The 19641-nt window shown below is 64.3% G+C and carries 17 protein-coding genes; 15 read left to right on the top strand and 2 right to left on the bottom strand.

Annotated features, from left to right (window positions below; all coding sequences use genetic code 11):
• The first annotated feature begins 26 nt into the window (after positions 1–26).
• The 12 genes from WDX12_RS33430 (at position 27) to WDX12_RS33375 (ending at position 13471) form a co-directional block, all read left to right on the top strand.
• Positions 27–1058, top strand: a complete 1032-nt coding sequence (locus tag WDX12_RS33430; protein WP_434723505.1) for a sugar ABC transporter substrate-binding protein — start codon at positions 27–29, stop codon at positions 1056–1058.
• Positions 1059–1282: 224 nt separating this feature from the next.
• The gene (locus tag WDX12_RS33425) at positions 1283–2266 is read left to right on the top strand and encodes an ABC transporter permease (RefSeq protein ID WP_434723504.1); all 984 of its coding nucleotides are present in this window, start codon (positions 1283–1285) and stop codon (positions 2264–2266) included.
• On the top strand, positions 2256–3788 hold the full coding sequence (locus tag WDX12_RS33420) for a sugar ABC transporter ATP-binding protein (protein WP_434723503.1): 1533 nt from the start codon (positions 2256–2258) through the stop codon (positions 3786–3788). The genes WDX12_RS33425 and WDX12_RS33420 overlap by 11 nt, the downstream gene beginning before the upstream one ends.
• 63 nt (positions 3789–3851) lie before the next feature.
• Positions 3852–4847, top strand: a complete 996-nt coding sequence (locus tag WDX12_RS33415) for an ABC transporter permease (RefSeq protein WP_434723502.1) — start codon at positions 3852–3854, stop codon at positions 4845–4847.
• Position 4848: 1 nt separating this feature from the next.
• A complete protein-coding gene (locus tag WDX12_RS33410; protein ID WP_434723501.1) occupies positions 4849–5634 on the top strand; it encodes an SDR family NAD(P)-dependent oxidoreductase in 786 nt (261 codons plus the stop codon).
• 19 nt (positions 5635–5653) lie between these two features.
• Positions 5654–6859: a CaiB/BaiF CoA transferase family protein gene (locus tag WDX12_RS33405; protein ID WP_434723500.1), complete on the top strand. Its 1206-nt coding sequence runs from the start codon at positions 5654–5656 to the stop codon at positions 6857–6859.
• 2 nt (positions 6860–6861) lie between these two features.
• Positions 6862–7650, top strand: a complete 789-nt coding sequence (locus WDX12_RS33400) for an enoyl-CoA hydratase/isomerase family protein (RefSeq protein ID WP_434723499.1) — start codon at positions 6862–6864, stop codon at positions 7648–7650.
• Positions 7647–9425, top strand: a complete 1779-nt coding sequence (locus WDX12_RS33395; RefSeq protein ID WP_434723498.1) for a CoA-transferase — start codon at positions 7647–7649, stop codon at positions 9423–9425. The genes WDX12_RS33400 and WDX12_RS33395 overlap by 4 nt, the downstream gene beginning before the upstream one ends.
• 10 nt (positions 9426–9435) lie before the next feature.
• Positions 9436–10284, top strand: coding sequence for an SMP-30/gluconolactonase/LRE family protein (locus WDX12_RS33390; RefSeq protein ID WP_320297148.1), 849 nt, complete (start codon positions 9436–9438; stop codon positions 10282–10284).
• Between the two features lie 328 nt (positions 10285–10612).
• A complete protein-coding gene (locus WDX12_RS33385) occupies positions 10613–11596 on the top strand; it encodes an ABC transporter substrate-binding protein (protein WP_434723497.1) in 984 nt (327 codons plus the stop codon).
• A 190-nt stretch (positions 11597–11786) separates the two neighbouring features.
• Complete coding sequence (locus WDX12_RS33380; protein WP_320297145.1) at positions 11787–12590, top strand: ABC transporter permease; 804 nt, start codon at positions 11787–11789, stop codon at positions 12588–12590.
• 122 nt (positions 12591–12712) lie between these two features.
• The gene (locus tag WDX12_RS33375) at positions 12713–13471 is read left to right on the top strand and encodes an ABC transporter ATP-binding protein (protein ID WP_320297241.1); all 759 of its coding nucleotides are present in this window, start codon (positions 12713–12715) and stop codon (positions 13469–13471) included.
• A gap of 179 nt (positions 13472–13650) precedes the next feature.
• On the opposite strand, the gene WDX12_RS33370 is transcribed toward WDX12_RS33375, so the two are convergent.
• The gene (locus WDX12_RS33370) at positions 13651–15270 is read right to left on the bottom strand and encodes a GMC family oxidoreductase (RefSeq protein WP_434723496.1); all 1620 of its coding nucleotides are present in this window, start codon (positions 15268–15270) and stop codon (positions 13651–13653) included.
• A 20-nt stretch (positions 15271–15290) separates the two neighbouring features.
• Entirely contained in the window at positions 15291–16922 is a 1632-nt protein-coding gene (locus tag WDX12_RS33365) for an amidohydrolase (protein WP_434723495.1), read from the bottom strand.
• A 302-nt stretch (positions 16923–17224) separates the two neighbouring features.
• Between WDX12_RS33365 and WDX12_RS33360 the strand changes: the two genes are divergently transcribed.
• From WDX12_RS33360 to WDX12_RS33350, 3 genes are read left to right on the top strand one after another with little or no spacing between them, the layout of a single operon-like run.
• Complete coding sequence (locus WDX12_RS33360; protein ID WP_434723494.1) at positions 17225–18499, top strand: flavin-containing monooxygenase; 1275 nt, start codon at positions 17225–17227, stop codon at positions 18497–18499.
• Positions 18500–18533: 34 nt separating this feature from the next.
• On the top strand, positions 18534–18950 hold the full coding sequence (locus WDX12_RS33355) for a RidA family protein (protein ID WP_320297141.1): 417 nt from the start codon (positions 18534–18536) through the stop codon (positions 18948–18950).
• Positions 18951–18955: 5 nt separating this feature from the next.
• Complete coding sequence (locus tag WDX12_RS33350; RefSeq protein ID WP_434723493.1) at positions 18956–19630, top strand: DUF1028 domain-containing protein; 675 nt, start codon at positions 18956–18958, stop codon at positions 19628–19630.
• Positions 19631–19641: the final 11 nt, after the last annotated feature.

Genomic DNA, 19641 nt, shown 5'->3' with positions numbered 1-19641 from the left:
ACAAACGAAAACCCTGGGAGAGAAAAATGCACTGGTCCAAATCAATCCTGCTCGCATCCGCGGCCATGCTGGCGATCGGCGCGGCGGCGGCGCATGCCGAGAACATGCCCAAGCACATCGGCTACGTCACCAACTACGCCACGCATGAGTGGTACCAGAACGTCATCAAGGGCATGAAGGCGCACGGCAAGGAACTGGGAATCGAGGTCGAGGTCCAGGACGCCAATCTCGACATCGCCAAGCAGGTCGCCGCGGCCGAGGACTTCATCGCCAAGGGCGTCGACGTGCTGATCATCACCCCGGTGAATGAGGAAGGCGTGGTGCCGCTGCTGCGTCAGGCCAAGGCCGCCAACATCCCGGTGGTGCTCGAGGGCAACCCGGTCAAGGGCATGACCACGATGGTCGCTATCTGCGACTACGACACCGGCTATTTCTCCGGCGTCGAGGCGGGCAAATATGCCAAGGAAAAGCTCGGCGGCGTCGCCAAGGTGATGAATGTCGGCTTGCCGTTGCTGTCGGCGACGGTGCTGCGCTCACAGGGCTTCATGGACGGGCTCAAGACCATCGTCCCCGACGCGGTCATGGTCCACGACCTCGACGGCGGCGGCAATCCGGACCGCGCGCTGGAAGTGTCTTCGGCGGCACTCGCCAAGAACTCCGACGTCAACATCATCTACGGCATCAACGACTCGTCGTCGCTCGGCGGCCTGCAGGCCTGGAAGGCCGCCGGCAAGTCGCAGGACGGCCTGCTGACGGTCGGCACCGGCGGCGAAGGGCTCGCCTTCATCAACGCCATGCAGAACGAGCCGTCCTACCGCATCGAGGCCGCCATGTTCCCGGAGAAGGAAGGCTTCACGACCATCGACGCGGCGGTCAAGTTGTTCAACAACGAACAGGTGCCGGAGCACATCGTCAGCCCGACCGCGCCGATGACTGGCGACGACTGGAAGAAATACTATGATTACGACGGCTCGGCCCGCACCATCAAATGGGACGCCGTCAACGCGCTGCAGCCGCCGGCAAAGTGCATGAAGACCTCGGCCGACCTGAAGAAATAGGCCGATCGACACGGCCCTTCCCGCGTCGCGGGAAGGGCTACCAGCCAGGCGTCGATGGCCCGCGAAGGCACGGCGCCGGCGCCTGACCTTAGAGCCGGATGATTTCAGGTCTGTTCGACCTGAAATCTGAATCCGTCTCTAAATCCAAGAGATAGAGCATGATGTCGTCCGAAAACCGCTTCACACTTTTCGGCATCATGCTCTAGCGACGGGAATGGACTGACATGAGCGAGCTAACACACGCTTCCGCGCAGAAGCGCTTCATCGGCGGCCAGCTTCTCGGCAGCAGCCAGCTGGTGCTGGGCGCGATCCTGGCGGTGCTTTGCATCGCCATCTCGATCGCGGCGCCGCAGTTCTACTCGGAGGCCAACATCATCGCCATCCTGCGCCAGTGCGCGCTGGTGCTGATCGTCGCTTCGGGCATGACCATGCTCATCATCACGGCGGAAGTCGACCTGTCGGTCGGCGCCTCGCTTGCCTTTGTCGGCTGCATCGGCATGGCGGTGCTCAATTCCACCCACAGCCTCGCGCTCGGCATGCTGGCGGCACTTGCCTTTGCCGGCGGCGTCGGCCTGTTCAACGGGCTCGTCGTCACCCGGCTCAGGGTGAACTCGCTGATCGCCACCATCGGCACCATGATGATGCTGCAGGGCGGCGTCTATCTGTTCACGCGCGAAGCGGTGCAGAACCACAATCAACTGGCTAGCTTCACCGATCTCGGCGCCGGCTATGTCGGCGCCGTGCCGGTCCCCGTCATTGTGGCGGCGCTGATCTTCATCGTCGCCTATGTGACGCTGCGCTTCACCACGCTCGGCCGCTACCTTTACGCGGTCGGCGCCAACGAAAAGGCGGTGCGCCTGTCCGGCCTGCGTTCGGAACGGCTCAAGCTGCTTGCCTTCGTCGTCACCGGCCTGTGCGTCGGCGTCGCCGGCATGATCCTGTCGTCATTGATGAATGCCGGCCAGCCGACAGCCGGGCGCGGCTTCGAGCTGACCGTGATCGCCGCTGTCATCCTCGGCGGCACCAGCCTGCTCGGCGGCCGCGGCTCGCTGTTCGGCACGCTGCTCGGCGTGCTGGTGCTGAAGGTGATCGACAACGGCATCATCATCCTCGGCTGGAACCAGGACCTGCAGATGGTGGTGCCGGGCATCGTCATCATCCTGGCGACCTATCTCGACATCATCCGGAACAAAGCCAATGTCCGTTGATTTCCTTCATCCCGGCGAAGGCCCGGCCATCGACACGAATGTGTCGGCGCTGGAGATGCGTGGCATCGGCAAACGGTTTCCGGGCGTGGTGGCGCTGGACAATGTCGACTTCACGCTGGAGCCCGGCAAGATCCACGCCCTGATGGGCGAAAACGGCGCCGGCAAGTCGACGCTGATCAAGATCATGGCAGGCGTCTACGGCAAGGATGCCGGCACGGTCCGCATGCGCGGACGCGAGGTCGACATCAAGTCGCCGCGCGACAGTTTGAAGGAAGGCATCAAGGTCGTCTTCCAGGAGATCGCGTTGATCTCCGAATTCACCGTCGCGGAAAACATCTTCCTGGAAGGCTATCCGACCGGCAGGACCGGCTCGATCGACTGGAAGAAGATCCGCGCGGACTCGGCGGCGCTGTTCAACCGCATCGGCTTCAACGTCGATCCGGCGGCGCGGACGGGATCGCTGCCGGTCAGCCAGCAGCAGATGGTCGAGATCGCCCGCGCGCTCGCTCATGAGGCGCGCGTGGTCGTGATGGACGAACCGACATCCTCGCTGACGCCGAACGAAGTCGCGCTGCTGTTCACCGTCATCCGCCGCCTGGCATCGCTCGGCATCGCCGTGGTCTATGTCAGCCACAAGCTCGACGAGGTGTTCGAGATCGCCGATACGGTGACGGTGCTGCGCGATGGACGCCACATATCGACCAAGCCGATCGGCGAGCACACCAACGACACGCTGATCCAGGACATGATCGGCCGGCGCATCGACACCCTCTTTCCCCGCCAGCGCGGCGCGGCGGGCAGCAAGGTGGCGCTGTCCGTCGAGAAGCTCAGCACGGCGAAGAAGCTCATCGACGTGTCCTTCGAGGCGCGCGCCGGCGAGGTGCTCGGCTTCTTCGGATTGATGGGCGCCGGCCGCACCGAGCTCGCCAAGGCGATGGTCGGTTATGACCCGATCACTTCGGGCGCGATCACGGTCGACGGTCAGCGCCTCGCGCCGCACGACACGCGCACCGGGGTCAAGCTCGGCATCGGCCTGCTCACCGAGGACCGCAAGAGCGAAGGCTTGATGGGCGAGCTGCCCGTCTACCAGAACGCCAGCCTCGCCTCGCTCGGCGGGTTCGCCCGCTTCGGGTTTGTCGACACGGCGAAAGAGCATCAGGCGGTGCAGGACTATGTCGATCGCTTCCGCATCAAGACGCCCAGCTTGTTCCAGCAGGTGAAGAACCTGTCAGGCGGCAACCAGCAGAAGGTGCTGATCTCGCGCTGGCTGATGCGCGGCCTGAAGGTCATCGTCGTCGACGAGCCGACGCGCGGCATCGATGTCGGCGCCAAGTCGGAAATCTTCGCGCTGATCGACCGGCTCGCCGGCGAGGGCCTGGCGGTCGTCATGATGACCTCGGAGATGCCGGAGCTGCTTGGCCTCGCCGACCGTATCGCGGTGATGTGCGAAGGCCGTCTGACCGCTGTCATGTCGCGCGAGGAAGCCACGCAGGAGAAGATCCTCAATGCGGCGATCGGATAGAATCATGGCGCGTCGCCGCAGCATTGTTTGCGATACGCGCCATTCCTTCGGAGGAGGCAAGCGATGAGCCTGGCAAGCACGGCTTCCGCAAAAGACCAGCCATCCATGCTGGCGCGGCTCTTTGCCCGGCAGGAGCTGGCGCTGCTCGTGTGCCTGATCCTGGTGCTGGCGTTCTTTTCCGCCACGGTCGAGAATTTCTTCTCCGTGCGCAACATGACCAACGTGCTCGGGCAGGCCTCGCTGGCGCTCACCGCCGGCATCGGCTGCGCCATCGTCTTCATCTCCGGCGAGGTCGACATCTCGATCGGCTCGCTGCTGGCAACCATCGCGCTGCCGCTGATCATCATCATGAACGACACCAACTCGCTGCTGCTCGGCGTCGGCGGCGCGCTGCTGTTCGGCCTGATCATCGGTGTGGTGAACGGCTATCTCGTTGCCTATGCCGGCATCAACTCGCTGATCGTGACGCTGGGCACGATGTTCATCATGCGGGGCGGCGTCTATCTCTACACCGGCCAACGCGCGATCCCCGACGACGCCAGCCTCGACAGCTTCATCGCGCTCTCTGACGGGCGTCTGTTCAACATCATCCCGTACTCGGCGGTGATCGCCATCGTGCTGCTTGCCGCCTTCGGCTACATGATGCAGCACCGGCCGTTCGGGCGGCAGATCTATGCCGTCGGCGGCAACCAGGAAGTGGCGCGGCTGGCAGGCTACGACGTACGGCGCGTCAAGTTCATCTGCTTCATCATCAGCGCGCTGCTGGCGACGGTCGCCGGCATCATCCTGGCGGCGCGTGTCGGTTCGGCGCAGCATACGGCGGGATTGAATTTCGAATTCCAGGTCGTCGCCGCGACGGTGCTCGGCGGGGTGAGCCTTGCCGGCGGCATCGGCAGCCTGACCGGCATGGCGCTCGGCGTCCTGATCCTGCAGTTCCTGTCCAACGGCCTGCGCGGGCTCGGGCTGCCGACTGAATGGCAGCTGGTCATCACCGGCATGATCATCATTGCGGCGGTCGCCTTCGACGAAGCGAAGCGCCGGCGCGCGAATGGAGGCTGACATGGCTCGTCTCGACGGAAAAACTGCCGTCATCACCGGTGCGGCCGACGGCATCGGCCACGCGATCGCCGAGGCGATGGCGCGGGAAGGGGCGCATGTCTTCCTCGGCGACATCGCCGACGACGCCGGCGAGAAGTTCGCCGCAGCACTGCGCGCGGCCGGCCGCAGCGCCGACTACGTCCATTGCGACGTCTCCCAGGAGGCCGATATCGCCGGCCTGATCGACAGCGCCGTCAAGAAGACCGGACATCTCGACGTCCTGGTCAACAACGCCGCCATCGCCATCGGCGGCATGCCGGTGCACGAGATGACCGACGAGCAATGGCACAGGCTGATCGCGGTCAACCTGACCAGCGTCTTCCGCGGCTGCAAATACGCGCTGCCGCACATGATCGCGCAGAAGTCGGGCTCGATCATCAACATGGCCTCGGCGCAGGGCCATATCGGCCTCGATGGGTGGACCGCCTATGCCGGCGCCAAGGGCGCGGTGATGGCGATGACGCGCCAGATGGCGGTCGAGTTCGGCCCGGCGAATGTCCGCGTCAACTCGATCTCGCCGGGCACCATCAACACGCCGATGAACGACAGGCTGATCAAGGAGATCGGCGGCAGCCTCGCCAAGGCCTGGGTCAAGATGCATCCGCTCGGCCGCATCGGCCAGCCCTCGGAAGTGGCCGAGGCCGCCGTCTATCTGGCTTCCGACGCAGCCGGCTTCACCACCGGCACCGATCTGCGCGTCGACGGCGGGCTGACGGCCGCGCCCCGCTACGTTCCCGAACTGCTTTGAAAACGAAACGAGACATGAAATGAACAAGGCCCTCGAAGGCGTCCGCATCCTCGACTTCAGCCATCTGCTGCAGGGACCGTTCGCCACGCAGCTGCTCGGCGACATGGGCGCCGATGTCATCAAGATCGAGCGCGCCGGCGCCGGCGACATGTTCCGCGGCATGACCTTCTTCGCCAAATGGGTGGGCGGCTCCGAGAGCCCGAACTTCCTTGCCTGGAACCGCAACAAGCGCTCCATCGCGCTCAACCTGAAGAGCCGCAAGGTGCACGCCATCATCATGGAGATGGCCCGGACCGCGGACGTCGTCGTGCAGAATTTCCGTCCCGGCGTGCTGGCCAAGCTCGGCTACGGCTATGAGGACTTCAAGGCCGTCAATCCGCGCATCATCTACTGCTCGGGTTCGGGCTATGGCGAGGAAGGCCCTTACGTAGAGCGTCCTGGACAGGACATGCTGATCCAGGGCCTTGCGGGGCTGATCGCCAACACCGGCCGCGGCGACCAGGCGCCGGTTCCCGCCGGCGCCGGGCTCGCCGACCAGATCGGCGCCATGAACATGGTCTACGGCATCCTGTCGGCGCTCTATTATCGCGAGAAGACCGGCAAAGGGCAGAAGATCGAGGTCAACCTGCTGGCCGGCCTCTTGGCGCATCTCAACCAGGAATATGTCGCCGTGCTCAATCTCGGCGAGGATTTCGTGCGGCCGAATTCCGGCATCGGCCATCCCGGCATGCAGGCGCCATTCGGCATCTACGAGACGATGGACGGCGGCTACGTGTCGATCGCCATGAGCCCGTTCAAGACGCTCTATGAGGTGCTGGAGGCGCCGCAACTCGCCGTCTACGACGACCTCAAGACCTTGTTCGACAAGCGCGACGAGGTGTTCGAGAAGGTCAATGCCGAGACCAGGAAATTCGCCACGCAGGATCTCTTGGCGCGGTTGCTCAAGGCCGACATCTGGTGCGCCGAGGTGAAGGATATCCGCCGCGCGGCGGAAGACCCGCAGGTCACGCATATGGGCATGATCACCAGCTACGATCATCCGCGCGGCGGCAAGGTGCGGGTGGTGGCGCCGGCGGTCAAGATGAGCGAGACGCCGGCGACCATCGAGCGGCCGGCGCCGCTGGTCGGCCAGCATGGCCGCGAGATCCTGGCCGAGTTGGGCCTGTCGAAGGACGAGATCGCGGCGCTCGAAGCCTCCGGCGACATGACCGTGGACGCGGCCTGACGATGCGCGCCTACCAGACGCTCACGGTCGAAACCCAGGGCCGCGTCGCGGTCGTTACCTTTCGCCGCGCCGATCAGCTCAACGCCATGAACCGGCTGATGCAAGGCGAGATCACGGAGGCGTTGGAAGCGCTGTCCTCTGATGCGGGCGTCGGCGCGATCGTGGTGACCGGCGAGGGGCGCGGCTTCATGGCCGGCGCCGATATCAAGGAATACGCGGCCCAGACGGCGGCCGAGTTCGACACGTTTCAGGCTGCCGGCACGCGCATGTATGCGGCGATCGAGAACAACCGCAAGCCGGTGATCGCGGCGGTCAACGGCTTTGCGCTGGGCGGCGGCATGGAGCTGGTGCTGTGCTGCGACATCGTGATCGCCAACCAGTTCGCGAAGCTCGGCCTGCCGGAGATCAAGCTCGGGCTGATCCCCGGCGGCGGCGGCACGCAGCGCAGCGTCGCCAAGCTCGGCCGCAACCGCGCCAATCTTCTGCTGATGACCGGCGCGATCGTGCCGGCCGCCGAATTCGTCGCCGCCGGCCTGGTCAACGAGATCGTCGATGTCGAAAGGCTGATGCCGCGCGCGCTGGAACTGGCCGGGATGATCGCTGCCGAGCCGGCTTCCGCGATCGAAGGTCTCAAAGTCCTGACGGCGCATGCGGTGTCGGGTGATCTGGCGGATGGCCTCGCCATGGAGCGTAACATACTGGGCGGCCTTTACCGCAGCGAGGTTGGCCAACGGCGCGTCAAGGAATTCGCCGAGAGGAGCGCGACCAAGGTGAAAAAGGCCGGGCCGTGAAGATCGGCGATCGAACTGCATTGTCTCTGGTCAAGCCGAACCGGCCGCGCTTCACGGATGTCGAGGGGCTGGCAGCGATGGTCGGCCATGGCGACGCTTTCGGCGTCGGCGGTCATCATTTCGCCCGACTGCCGATCGCCTTGCTGCGTGCGATCGCCAAGACCGGTGTGAAAGACTTGCACTACGTCTCCTGGGCTGGCGGGTTGCCGCTCGAGCTGCTGCTTGAGGCGGGCGCGGTGGCTGAGATCGAGCTGTGCTTTTCCAGCCTCGACATCTTCGGGCTGCCGCCGAAATTCCGCGCGGCCGCCGAGATTGGCGCGATCCCCGTCCGCGACTGGACGGCCCTGGCCATGATCCAGGCGCTGCGGGCGGCGCAGCAGAACCTGCCGTCGATGCCGTTCCAGCTTCCTCAAGGGTCCGACATGCTGGCGCGCGTGCCAACTGCGGCCACCAGGCCCGATCCGCTTGCCGAGACCGATACGGGGTTCGTCCCGCCGCTCAGGCTCGACACATTTGTCGTCCACGCCCAGCGCGCCGACAAAAGCGGCAATGTCGAGATCATCGGGCCGCGGGCGCTGGACTTCGCCATGGCCGGCGCGGCGCGCCAGGTGCTGGTCACGGTCGAGGAGATCGTGCCGGTTGGGGCACTGCGCCGGGACGGCCGCCAGAGCATCCTCACCCGCAATCAGGTTTCGGCCATTGCGCTTGCGCCGGGCGGCGCCTATCCGGCCTCGTGCCTGCCATTCTACGTCACGGATTATCAGGCCTTGTCGGAGGCCTTCGCGACGAAGGACGCAGCTCTGTCGGATAGGCTCGGTCTGCCTTTAGGCGGCCTGCCGGAGCGGCTTCAAAAAGCGGCCAAGGTCACCGCCGAAATGGTCCTCGCGATGCCTGCATTGTCGCAGGGCGAAGGGGAAGCAACCATCGACGAGATCATTGCCGCGCGGATCGCGGCCGAGCTCGACAATGAGAGCTTCGCCAGCGCCGGCGCGGTGTCGCCGCTCGCCAATGTCGCCTATCGGCTGGCCAAGGCGACGCATGCGCCTGACATGATCATCGCGACGATGAGCTGCGGCCACCTCGACGTCGCGCCGAGCCCGATGGTGCTGTCGCTGATCGAAAGCCTCGATTGCGAGACGGCCGTGGCGCATGCCGGCGGCGACGACACCTACTCGACCTACTACCAGGCGGGCGCGGTGACGCATGAGATCGTCGGCGCCGCGCAAGTCGACCGGCACGGCCGCGTCAATACCATCGCGCTGCGCAAGCCGAGCGGCGGTCTGATCCGGCTGCCGGGGCAGGGCGGCATGGCCGACGTCGCCAACATGCATCGCGACTACCTGCTCTACGTTCCGCGTCATTCGGTCCAGTCGCTGGTCGACGCGGTCGAGATCGCGAGCTCGGCGCGCGGACTGCTGACGCCGTCCGAACGCGAGCCGATGGGCTATCGCACAGGCAAGGCGCTGGTCTTCACCGATCTCTGCATCTTCCGGCTCGACCAGGCATCCAGGAAATTGATCGTCATCGAAACCATGCCGGGCGTCACCCGGCCGCAGATCGGTGAAGCCACCGGTTTCGAAGTGACATTCGATGCCGATTGCCGCGAGGTGCCGGTGCCCTCCAGCGATACGCTTGCCGTGCTGCGAAGCCGCATCGACCCGCTTGGCCTGCGGCGCCTGGAATTCGTCAGCGCCAAGGAGCGTGGTGCGCTCATCGCCGAAATCCTCGCGGCCGACCGCGCGATGGTCGAACGCTGCATCGCCGCGCAAAGCTGAGAAACGTTCCATGGCAAAACCGTTGCTCGATATGTCCGCCGCCCGCGTCTTCTTCGACGGCATCTTCACCGACCCGCGCGTCGCGCATCCGGAAGGCGTGGCCGTCCATCGCGACGGATCGATCTGGTGCGGTACCGAGACCGGCGATCTGCTGAGACTGGCGGCAGACGGCGGCTCGGTCGAGCGCATGGGCGGCACCGATGGCTTTCTGCTTGGCATTGCCTTCGACAGCGCCGGCAACTGCTTTGCCTGCGATCTCAGGCATGCCGCGATCTTCCGTTGGGATGCCGCGACAGGTCGCATGGAGCGGTTCGCTTCGTCCGGCATCCGCGTGCCCAACTATCCGATCGTCGACGAGGCGAGAGGCTGGCTCTTCGTTTCGGACAGCGTCGGCGAGGACAATCGCTCGGGCATCTTCCGTTACGATCTCAAGACGGGCGAGGGCGGCCTGTGGTGCCGGGACGCGATGTCGTTCGCCAATGGCATGGCCATGGCGCCGAACGGCAACGGCCTCTATGTGGTGGAAAGCAACGCGCCCTGTATCAGCCACGTGCCGATCCTTGCCGACGGCAAGGCTGGGGTCCGGCAGGTCGTGGTCGAAGACGTTCGCAATGTTCCAGACGGGCTCGCCTTCGCTCCCGACGGCTCGCTGCTGATCTCATGCTACGAGCCGAGCCGCATCTATCGCTGGCGAAAGGAGCAAGGTCTCGAAGTGTTGATCGAGGATCCGGCCGCGACGACGCTGGCGCATCCCACCAACATCGCCTTCAAGGGCGACAAGCTTTACACCGCGAACCTTGGCCGCTGGCACATCACCGAGATCGATCTGGCGGCGATTGCGGGCTTGAGCGGCGCCTGAACCGCCAAAGATAAGCCGGCGCCGCCGCGGAAGACGCGTGACTGTCGCGCCTTGCGCCTTCGATCGGGCGAGCGTCCCCACCGCAAGAATTCCCTTGGTCGACAAGCCGTCCACGGCCACGCGAGGCCGGCTGCTTCGGTTTCGGCGAAGCAAAGGACAGAAAAAGACTTCTTTTTGCGATCCGGCCCGGATGCTCTCTTGCGGGACCTAGAAGAAGGCCCGCCTGGGAGGGCGACGCATAACAAGAGAGCGGCTGCCGAAACGACAGCCTGGCATACGCCACTCGAATGAGGTCGATGCCGGTAACAGCCATAGGGGAACTACGACGATGAAGACATTCCGAAATTGCCTGATGACCGCGGTCAGCGCAGGCCTGCTGGGCCTAGGGCTTGCCGCTCCCGCCAACGCCGGCGCCATTCGCCTCGGCATGACCACCTGGGTGGGCTATGGGCCGCTGTTCCTTGCCCGTGACCTTGGCTACTTCAAGGAAGCCGGCATCGATGTCGACCTGAAGATCATAGAAGAATCAGCGCTTTACATGGCGGCGGTGGCCGGCGGCGATCTCGACGGCGCTGCCTCCACCGTCGACGAGCTGATGAAATACCGCTCGGACGATCTCTGCTTCAAATATGTGGTGGCGCTCGACGACAGCCATGGCGGCGACGGCGTCGTCACGCAGGCCGACGTCAAATCGCTCAAGGATTTGAAAGGCCAGCCCGTCGCCTTGAACGAGGGCTCGGTTTCCGAATTCTGGTTCAACGTGCTCCTGAAGAAGGAAGGCATGACCGAGGACGATGTCAGCGTCACCAACATGACCGCCGACGACGCCGCGACGGCCTTCATCGCCGGCCAGGTTCCCGCCGCGGTGACCTGGGAGCCACACCTCACCGAAGTCCGCAAGGGCGGAAAGGGCAAGGTGCTGATCGATTCCACCACCACCCCTGGCCTGATCGTCGACGTGATCGCGCTCAAATGCGACCTGATCGAGAAGCACCCCGAAGATGTGAAGGCCCTCATCAAGGGCTATTACAAGGCGGTCGAATACATCAAGACCAACCCGGACAAGGCCTATGAGATCATGGCCAAGGGCATTGGCGGCTATCTCGAGAAGCCCGAGGATTTCGCGGCCGGCGCCAAGGGCGTGCGGTACTACGACCGCGCCCGCAACCTGGAATTCTTCGGCGCGCCGGAGAAGAGCGAAGCGGCCGACCTGGTGAATTTCGCGCAGGACATCTGGGGCAAGGCCGGCAAGCTCAAGATGACGATCGACTCGAAGACCATCCTCGACACCGATTTCATCAAGGAACAATGAGCCTTCGGGATCGCGGGGGTCGGCCCGTCCGGGCCGATCCCCGTTTCTCGAACGCCCGAGCTTCGCGCCTGGATCGTTTCACCGTTTCATGGAAACGGCGAACCGCTCCATCTCTTGTTTGACGCAATTCCGAATGGAAAACCGCCCTCACTTTTCCTGGAATTGCTCTAAAATCAACGGAGGCCATCTTATGGCACAAAGGCGGACGGCGTGGACACGCCTGACGACCCCATTCGCCAACATTCCCGCCAGCACGGCAACCACGCTGGCGCTGGCGATGTGGGTGGTCGTGATCGGCGGCTGGGCATTGCTGTCCTACGGCCGCGTCGTACCGAACATGTTCCTGCCGACACCTGGAACCGTGCTAGAGACGACCTATCGCATGTCCCTGGACGGCAGCCTCTTCTACCACACTTTGACCAGCGCCAAGGTGGTGATCCTGGGCTTCATCGTGTCCTCGGCGATCGCTGTGCCGCTGGGACTGTGGATGGGGACCTACCGGGCGGTGCAGGCGCCGCTGGAGCCGCTGGTCAATTTCATCCGCTACCTGCCGGTGACCTCGTTCGTGCCGCTGTTCATCCTGTGGATCGGCATCGGCATCGAGCAGCGCATTGCGGTCATCTTCTTCGGCACCTTCTTCCAGCAACTGGTGATGATCTCCGACTGTGCGCGCGGCGTATCCAGGGACCTGGTCAACGCCTCCTACACTTTGGGCACCAAGCGCTCAGAAGCGGTGTGGCACGTCATCTTCCCTGCTGCGCTTCCGGCGATTCTCGACACGCTTCGCGTCACCATGGGCTGGGCCTGGACCTATCTGGTCGTGGCCGAGCTCGTCGCGGCGTCGAGCGGCCTCGGCTATATCAGCCTGAAGGCGATGCGCGGCTTCCAGGTCGACGTGATCTTCATGGCGATCGCCGCGATCGGGCTTCTGGGCCTGATCACCGACACGGCATTCCGCATTCTCCGGGCAAGGGTCGCGCCATGGGCACCTTGATCTTGAACGCATCCTCGCAAACCGCAGCCGGATCAAGGGTAGTGATGACCGAAACCATCAAGGCAAACAATCCAGACGGCCTGGCCTCTGCCAATGTCGATGCGCGCGCCGCCGGGACCACGATGGCCATCGAGGACGTGACACTGCGCTATGGCGACGCCAACGGCGTGCTGGCGCTGGACGATGTGTCGCTGAAGGTGGCCAAGAACGAATTCTGTGTCATCGTCGGTCCTTCGGGATGCGGCAAATCCAGCCTGCTCTACCTTGCCGCCGGCCTCAACGACGCGACCTCGGGCGTAATCAAGGTCGACGGCAGGGAAGTGATCGAGCCCGGCCCCGACAGGGGCATGGTGTTCCAGAGCTACACCTTGTTTCCCTGGCTCACGGTGCGCGCCAACATCGAATATGGACCGAAGCGCAAGGGGCTGCCCGCGGAGCAGCGCAGGCAGATCGTCGACCAGTATCTCAACGAGGTCGGCCTCGCGCCCTTTGCGGACCATTATCCCGCGCAGCTGTCCGGTGGCATGAAGCAGCGCGTGGCGATCGCGCGCGCCCTTGCCAACGACCCGGCCGTCCTCCTGATGGACGAGCCGTTCGGCGCGCTCGACAGCCAGACGCGCGGCACCATGCAGAAGCTGCTCCTGCGCGTCTGGGAGCGACAGCAGAAGACGGTGCTCTTCGTCACCCACGATATCGACGAGGCGCTGGTGCTGGGCGATCGCGTCCTGGTGATGACTGCGCGGCCCGGCAAGATCAAGGCCGAGATCACGGTCGACATCCCGCGGCCGCGCTCGATGGACGTGATCCTCGAGCCTGACTTCATCGCGCTCAAGCGCCGCATCCTCGGCCTTCTGCACGACGAGATCGACGAGGATCACTAGGTCTCCAGCACAGAAATTTTGATGGCTCGGGATGTGTTTCCGTTAGCATGTTGCATGCCTTGGGAGACTGGCCGAAAACGCCTATCAGTTCGTCATTCTCCGGCTTGACCCGAGAATGACGACGTTTGGGGGACTTGAGCCAATTCCGGACGTTTGCGACGGTTCACCGAAACATCGACCTACTTGCCGCCGTTACGCGCCGAGCCGAGGATCATCTCGGAAGCCTTCTGCCCGATCATCATGCTCGGCGCGTTGGTGTTGCCGCCGATCAGCTTCGGCATGACCGAAGCGTCCGCGACCCGGAGCCCGTCCAAGCCGCGCACCTTGAGCGTCGCCGGATCGACGACGGCCATCGCGTCCGTTCCCATCTTGCAGGTTCCCACCGGGTGATAGACGGTCAGCGCCTCGGCGCGCAGATAGGCCAGGATCTCGTCGTCGCTGCGGACATCCTTGCCCGGCAACATCTCCTTGCCGCGCACCGCGTCGAACTCTGGCGAGGCAAAGATCTGGCGCGCGATCTTGATGCCTTCGACCAGCACCATGGCGTCGTCTTCATGCGTGAAGAAGCGGTGGTCTATGAGGACGTCCCGCCGAGCGCTGTCGGGTGACAATTTGATCTCGCCGACGCTTTTCGGCCGAAGCACGCAGGTGTGAATGGCGTAGCCGTGGCCGTATTCGATCAGCCTGCCGCGATGGCTGCGATAGCCTGGCACGAAGTGGAACTGGATGTCGGGCAAGCCGTTCGCATGCCTGGTCTTGGCAAAGCCGCCGGCTTCGACATAGTTGGTGGTGAGCATGCCCTTGCGGCGCGCGAAATACTGGAAAGGCGCGGCGGCGATACGGGGCAAGTTAGCGATCGACAGGCCGAGCGTCCTGGTGCTTCTGGAGCGCACGGTGATCATGCCGTCGATGTGGTCCTGCAGGTTCTTGCCGACGCCGGGCAGGTCGAGAACCGGCGTGATGCCGATCTGCCGGAGCTCGGCTGCTGGACCTATGCCGGATGCCATCAGGATCTTGGGCGAGTTGATGGCGCCGGCCGAGAGCACGATTTCGCGGTTTGCGGAGAGCGTCTTGAGCTGGCCGTCATGCCGCACGCGTATCCCCTTGGCGCGCCCCTCGGCGATGATGAGGTCGATCACCTCGCATTCGCTGAGCAGCGTCAGGTTCTTGCGGTCGAGCACCGGACGCATGAACGCGCTGAAGCTGCTGAAGCGCTGACCCCGGTTCTGCGTGACGTTGTAGATCCCGAGGCCGAACTGGCTTTCAGCATTGAAATCGGTGTTGGCGGGAAGGCCGGCGTTTTTCCCGGCATTGACGAACATGCCGGAAAGCACGTTCGGATCGCGCGGATTGTCGACCAGCAATTCGCCGCCGCTGCCATGATAGCGCGGGTCCTGGCCGAGCAGATTGCGCTCCAGCTTCCTGAACACGGGCAGCACGTCCCGGTAGGCCCAGCCGGCGCAGCCGAGCCCGGCCCACTCGTCATAGTCCTCGGCGGCGCCGCGAATATAGACCATCGAGTTGATCGAGCTCGAGCCGCCCAGCGCCTTCCCGCGGTTGACCGGAATGCTGCGGTTGTTGAGTTCAGGCTGCGGCACGCCGACGAAGCAATAGTCGTAGTTCGGGTTGCTGTAGAGCGAGAGGATACCCGCCGGCACCTTGACGCGCAGGCTGTCGTCGCTGCCGCCGGCCTCGATCAGGCATACTTTCGCCGACGGATCGGCGCTCAGCCGATTGGCGACCACGCAACCGGCCGAGCCGGCGCCGACGACGATGTAGTCAAATTCCGCCGCTTCCATCCAACCCCCAAGACGCGGTCTCAAGCCGCGGGCTCTTCCCAGACCGGTTTGCCGCCGACGATGGTTTTCAGCACCTTGATGTCCGCGATTTCGTCCGGCTCGACCCGCAGCGGATCATCGGAAAGGACGATGAAGTCGGCGAGCTTCCCCGCCGCCAAGCTGCCTTCATCTTTTTCCCGGTGGCCGGCAAAGGCTGCCCCCAGCGTATAGGCATGGAGCGCCTGCTCGACGGTGATCCTCTGCTTCGGGACCCAACCGTCTTTCGGCTGGTGATCCCGGCTCTGGCGCAGCACCGCATTGCGAATGCCGATGAGCGGATTGAGGTCGACGATGGGCCAATCGGTTCCGAACGCGACGGCGCCCGAGGCGTCGATGATGGAGCGAACCGGAAAGGCCCGGGGCAAGGATTTGGAGCCGACGCGCACCTCCCAAAGCCCTTCCATCCCGAGCCATTGGTCGCGCGGATAGATCATGGAGGGCTGGAAGCTCGCTATCGCACCTGTCTCGGCAAAACGCCCGATGTCGCGCGCGGTGGGTATTTCGCAATGTTCTACCCGCGGCCGGTGCTGCCGCGAGCGTTCGCCGTCCGCGGCATAGGCGTCGAGTGCCATTTCGATGGCTCCCGTGCCGATCGCGTGCGTCCAGACCTGAAATCCTTCCTGCTGCGCGCGGCTGACAGCCGCGTTGTAGGCGGTCGCCTTCCATAGGCATGTTCCGGTTTCGCCCGGTCTGTCGGCATAGCCCTGGGGCATGAAGCCGGTGTGGGATTCCAGCACGCCGTCCAGGAAGAATTTGATGACACGCCCGTCGAGAAAGTCTGGATCAAGGTCGTCCCTCCATCCGGCTACGCGCGCAATCACGTCGTCTAGGTTCGACTCCGGATTTACGATGCTCGAAAGCGTGAACCGCAGGCTCAGCTCACCGTTGGCGAAAATCTCTGCCAGCAAGGGGACCGCTTCGTCATCCATCCCCGCGCTTTGGACCCGCGATAGTCCGAGACGGTTCGCTTCCTTGATGGCGCGGAGCAGCGCCGATCGCAGATCCGATTGCGAGGTTTGGGGGAGCAGCGCTTCAAACCTGGACCACGCTTTCTCCTTCAGCCAGCCGGTTGGCTCGCCCCTCGCATCCCTCACGATCTCGCCACCTTCGGGATCGGGCGTGTCCCTGGCGATGCCGGCAAGTTCCAGCGCCTTGCTGTTCACCCAGGCGGCGTGCGCCATGCCGGAGCGGAAGAAAACCGGGCGATCGGCGACGACTTGATCGAGAAGCGATTTGTGGAAGCCGCCTTCGGGGAGGTCGGGGTAGCCGTAGCTGAATTCGCTGCCCACGATCCATGCGCGATCGGGATGGGCTTGCGAATAGGCCTTCAACCGCGCAAGGACGTCGCCGAACGTCTTTGCCTCGCGCAACCGTACTTCATCGAGATATTTGCTTCCCCAGGCGAAATGGACATGGGAGTCGATGAAGGCGGGCATTGCGAACCGGCCTTGAAGATCGACGATTTCGGCATTCGCGGAGGCCTGCGCCCTCACGAATGACCAGGTGCCGACAGCCGCGATGCGTTCGCCGCGAACCAGCATCGCCTCGGCAACGGGGTTCGCCGCATCGACCGTGTATAGCGCGCCGTTTGCGTAAAGGGTCTCTCGCGCCATTTCACTCTCAGCGGTCGTCGATCTAATCCGGGTGACGCAGGGAACCACCAAATCCAAGGCGCAAGAATTACTTTTTCCAGCACCCGTGCTTAGGGTCCGCCTAAGCTTTTCCCTATGTCCGGAGGCGGTCATGCCGATCATGATCGCTGCAATCGGATGCCTTTCGGCGATCCCGTTCCAGCGTTTAGGGATAAGCTAAGCACTGACACATGAAATCATAATTTTCGCTCCGCCGGCCCGTCACTAAAAGCAAACCGGACCTCCATCACAGCGGCGAAAGCCCTATCGAAAGAGACGTGGACATGTCGGTTGAGAAGGTAGACACGCTCGTCGTCGGCGGCGGCCAGGCCGGGGTGGCGATGAGCGAGCACCTGAGCAAATGCGGGGTGCCTCATCTCGTCCTCGAACGCGGCCGGATCGCCGAACGCTGGCGCTCGCAGCGTTGGGACTCCCTGGTTGCCAACGGTCCGGCCTGGCATGACCGGTTTCCAGGCATGGAGTTTCCGGTGACAGGCCCCGACGGCTTTCCTTCCAAGGAGGAGGTTGCCGACTATTTCGCCGCCTACGCAAAGCAGATTGACGCACCGATCCGCTGCGGCGTCGAGGTCAAGCTCGTGCAAAGGAATGTTGGCCGTCCGGGATTCCGCGTCGAGACCTCGGATGGCGTGATCGAGGCCAACAGCATCGTTGCCGCGACCGGCCCTTTCCAGGTCCCCGTCATCCCATCCGTCGTTCCTGCCGATGCCGGCATCCTGCAAATCCATTCCAGCGCCTACCGCAACCCGGCGCAGCTGCCGAAGGGCGCGGTGCTGGTGGTGGGCGCGGGATCCTCGGGCGTGCAGATCGCCGATGAACTCCAGCGCTCCGGTAGGCGCGTCTATCTTTCGGTCGGCCCGCATGACCGTCCGCCGCGCGCCTATCGCGGCCGCGACTTCTGCTGGTGGCTCGGTGTTCTCGGCAAATGGGACCTGGAGACCCCGGGACCCGGCACGGAGCATGTGACGATTGCGGTCAGTGGCGCGCGCGGCGGCGAAACGATCGATTTCCGCCGTCTGGCCGCGCAGGGGCTTACGCTGGTCGGCATGACGAGAACGTATCAGGACGGCGTTATGACCTTCGCGCCGGATCTCGCGAAGAACATTGCCCGCGGCGACGCCAGTTTGATGTCGCTGCTGGATGAAGCCGACGCCTATGTCGCGCGCAATGGTCTCGACCTTCCGGAAGAACCAGCTCTGCGCAAAATCGACCCGGATCCGGACTGCGTGACCAATCCGATCCGCGAGCTCAACCTGGCCGAGGCCGGGGTGGCGACGATCATCTGGGCGACGGGCTTCGCCGTCGATTACAGCTGGCTGAAGGTCGACGCTTTCGACGAGAAGGGCCGGCCAAGGCATCAGCGCGGCGTCTCGGTCGAGCCCGGAGTCTATTTCCTCGGGCTGCCCTGGCAGTCACGCAGGGGGTCGAGCTTCATCTGGGGCGTCTGGCACGACGCCAAGCACGTGGCCGACCGCATTTCGACGCAGCGCAAATATCTGGCCTACCACGCCGCCGCGACGCGCGAACCCGTGGACGCCTGACCAAAGCTGCGAGCCCGACCTCATGGAGACCAAGATGGCGCATACGAGAATTCGTAAATTCAACACCAAGGATACCTATCCCGAGCAGAAGCTCGACAACGACCTCTGCCAAGCGGTGGTCACGCGCGGCGGCCGGACCGTCTATCTGCGTGGCCAGTGTCCGCAGGACCTCGACACGGCCAAGAACATCGACAGTCATGATCCGGTCGAGCAGACCCACAAGGTCATGCAGAACATCAGGCAGCTCATCGAGGAGTGCGGCGGCACGATGGAGCATCTGGTGAAGGTGGTTGTCTACATCACCGACGTGCGCCATCGCGAAGCCGTCTACCGGACGATGGGCGAGTACATCAGGGGCGTCCACCCGGTTTCGACTGGCCTGGTCGTGTCGGCCCTGGCGCGGCCGGATTGGCTGGTCGAGATCGACGGCACCGCCGTCATTCCGGACTGAGCGCCATGACCTTCTCCATCGTTGCGCGCTGCAGGCGCACAGGCATGTTCGGCGTGGCGGTGTCGTCGTCGTCTCCCGCGGTCGCGGCGCGTTGCGCCTATGCGCAGGCCGGCGTCGGCGCTGTCGCCAGCCAGAACGTCACCGACCCTACGCTCGGACCTCGGGCGCTGGAGTTGATGGCGCGCGGCGCCTCCGCCACAGAGACCGTCGCGATCCTGAAGCGCACGGGCGCTTTTATCGAATACCGGCAGATACTGGCTGTCGACGCCGCGGGCGTCAGCGCGATCCACTCCGGGCCGAAGGCGCTCGGCATCTGGGCCGAGACGCGCGGCGAGGACGTCGCCTGCGGCGGCAACCTGCTTTCGAATGACGGCGTCCCGCAGGCCATGGTCGACGCCTTTCTCGCTTCGGAAGGGTACCTTGGCGACCGGCTGATCGCCACGATGCGCGCCGCGCTCAAAGCCGGCGGCGAGGCCGGGCCTGTCCGCTCCGCCGGCATGAAGCTGGTGCGCGATGTGTCCTGGCCCGTCGCCGACCTGCGTTGCGACTGGACGGAAGCGTGTCCGATCGAGCAGCTGGCGGGGTTGTGGGATATCTACAAGCCCCAGCTCGATGCCTATGTCACCCGCGCCCTCAACCCGTCCGATGCGCCGAGCTACGGCGTGCCCGGTGACGAATAGTCCGACCCAGT

The sequence above is a fragment of the Mesorhizobium sp. RIZ17 genome, from assembly GCF_051127865.1.
Taxonomy (GTDB): domain Bacteria; phylum Pseudomonadota; class Alphaproteobacteria; order Rhizobiales; family Rhizobiaceae; genus Mesorhizobium; species Mesorhizobium humile.
Note: the sequence above shows the minus strand (reverse complement) of the source record. Positions and strands in the feature narration are given on the sequence as shown.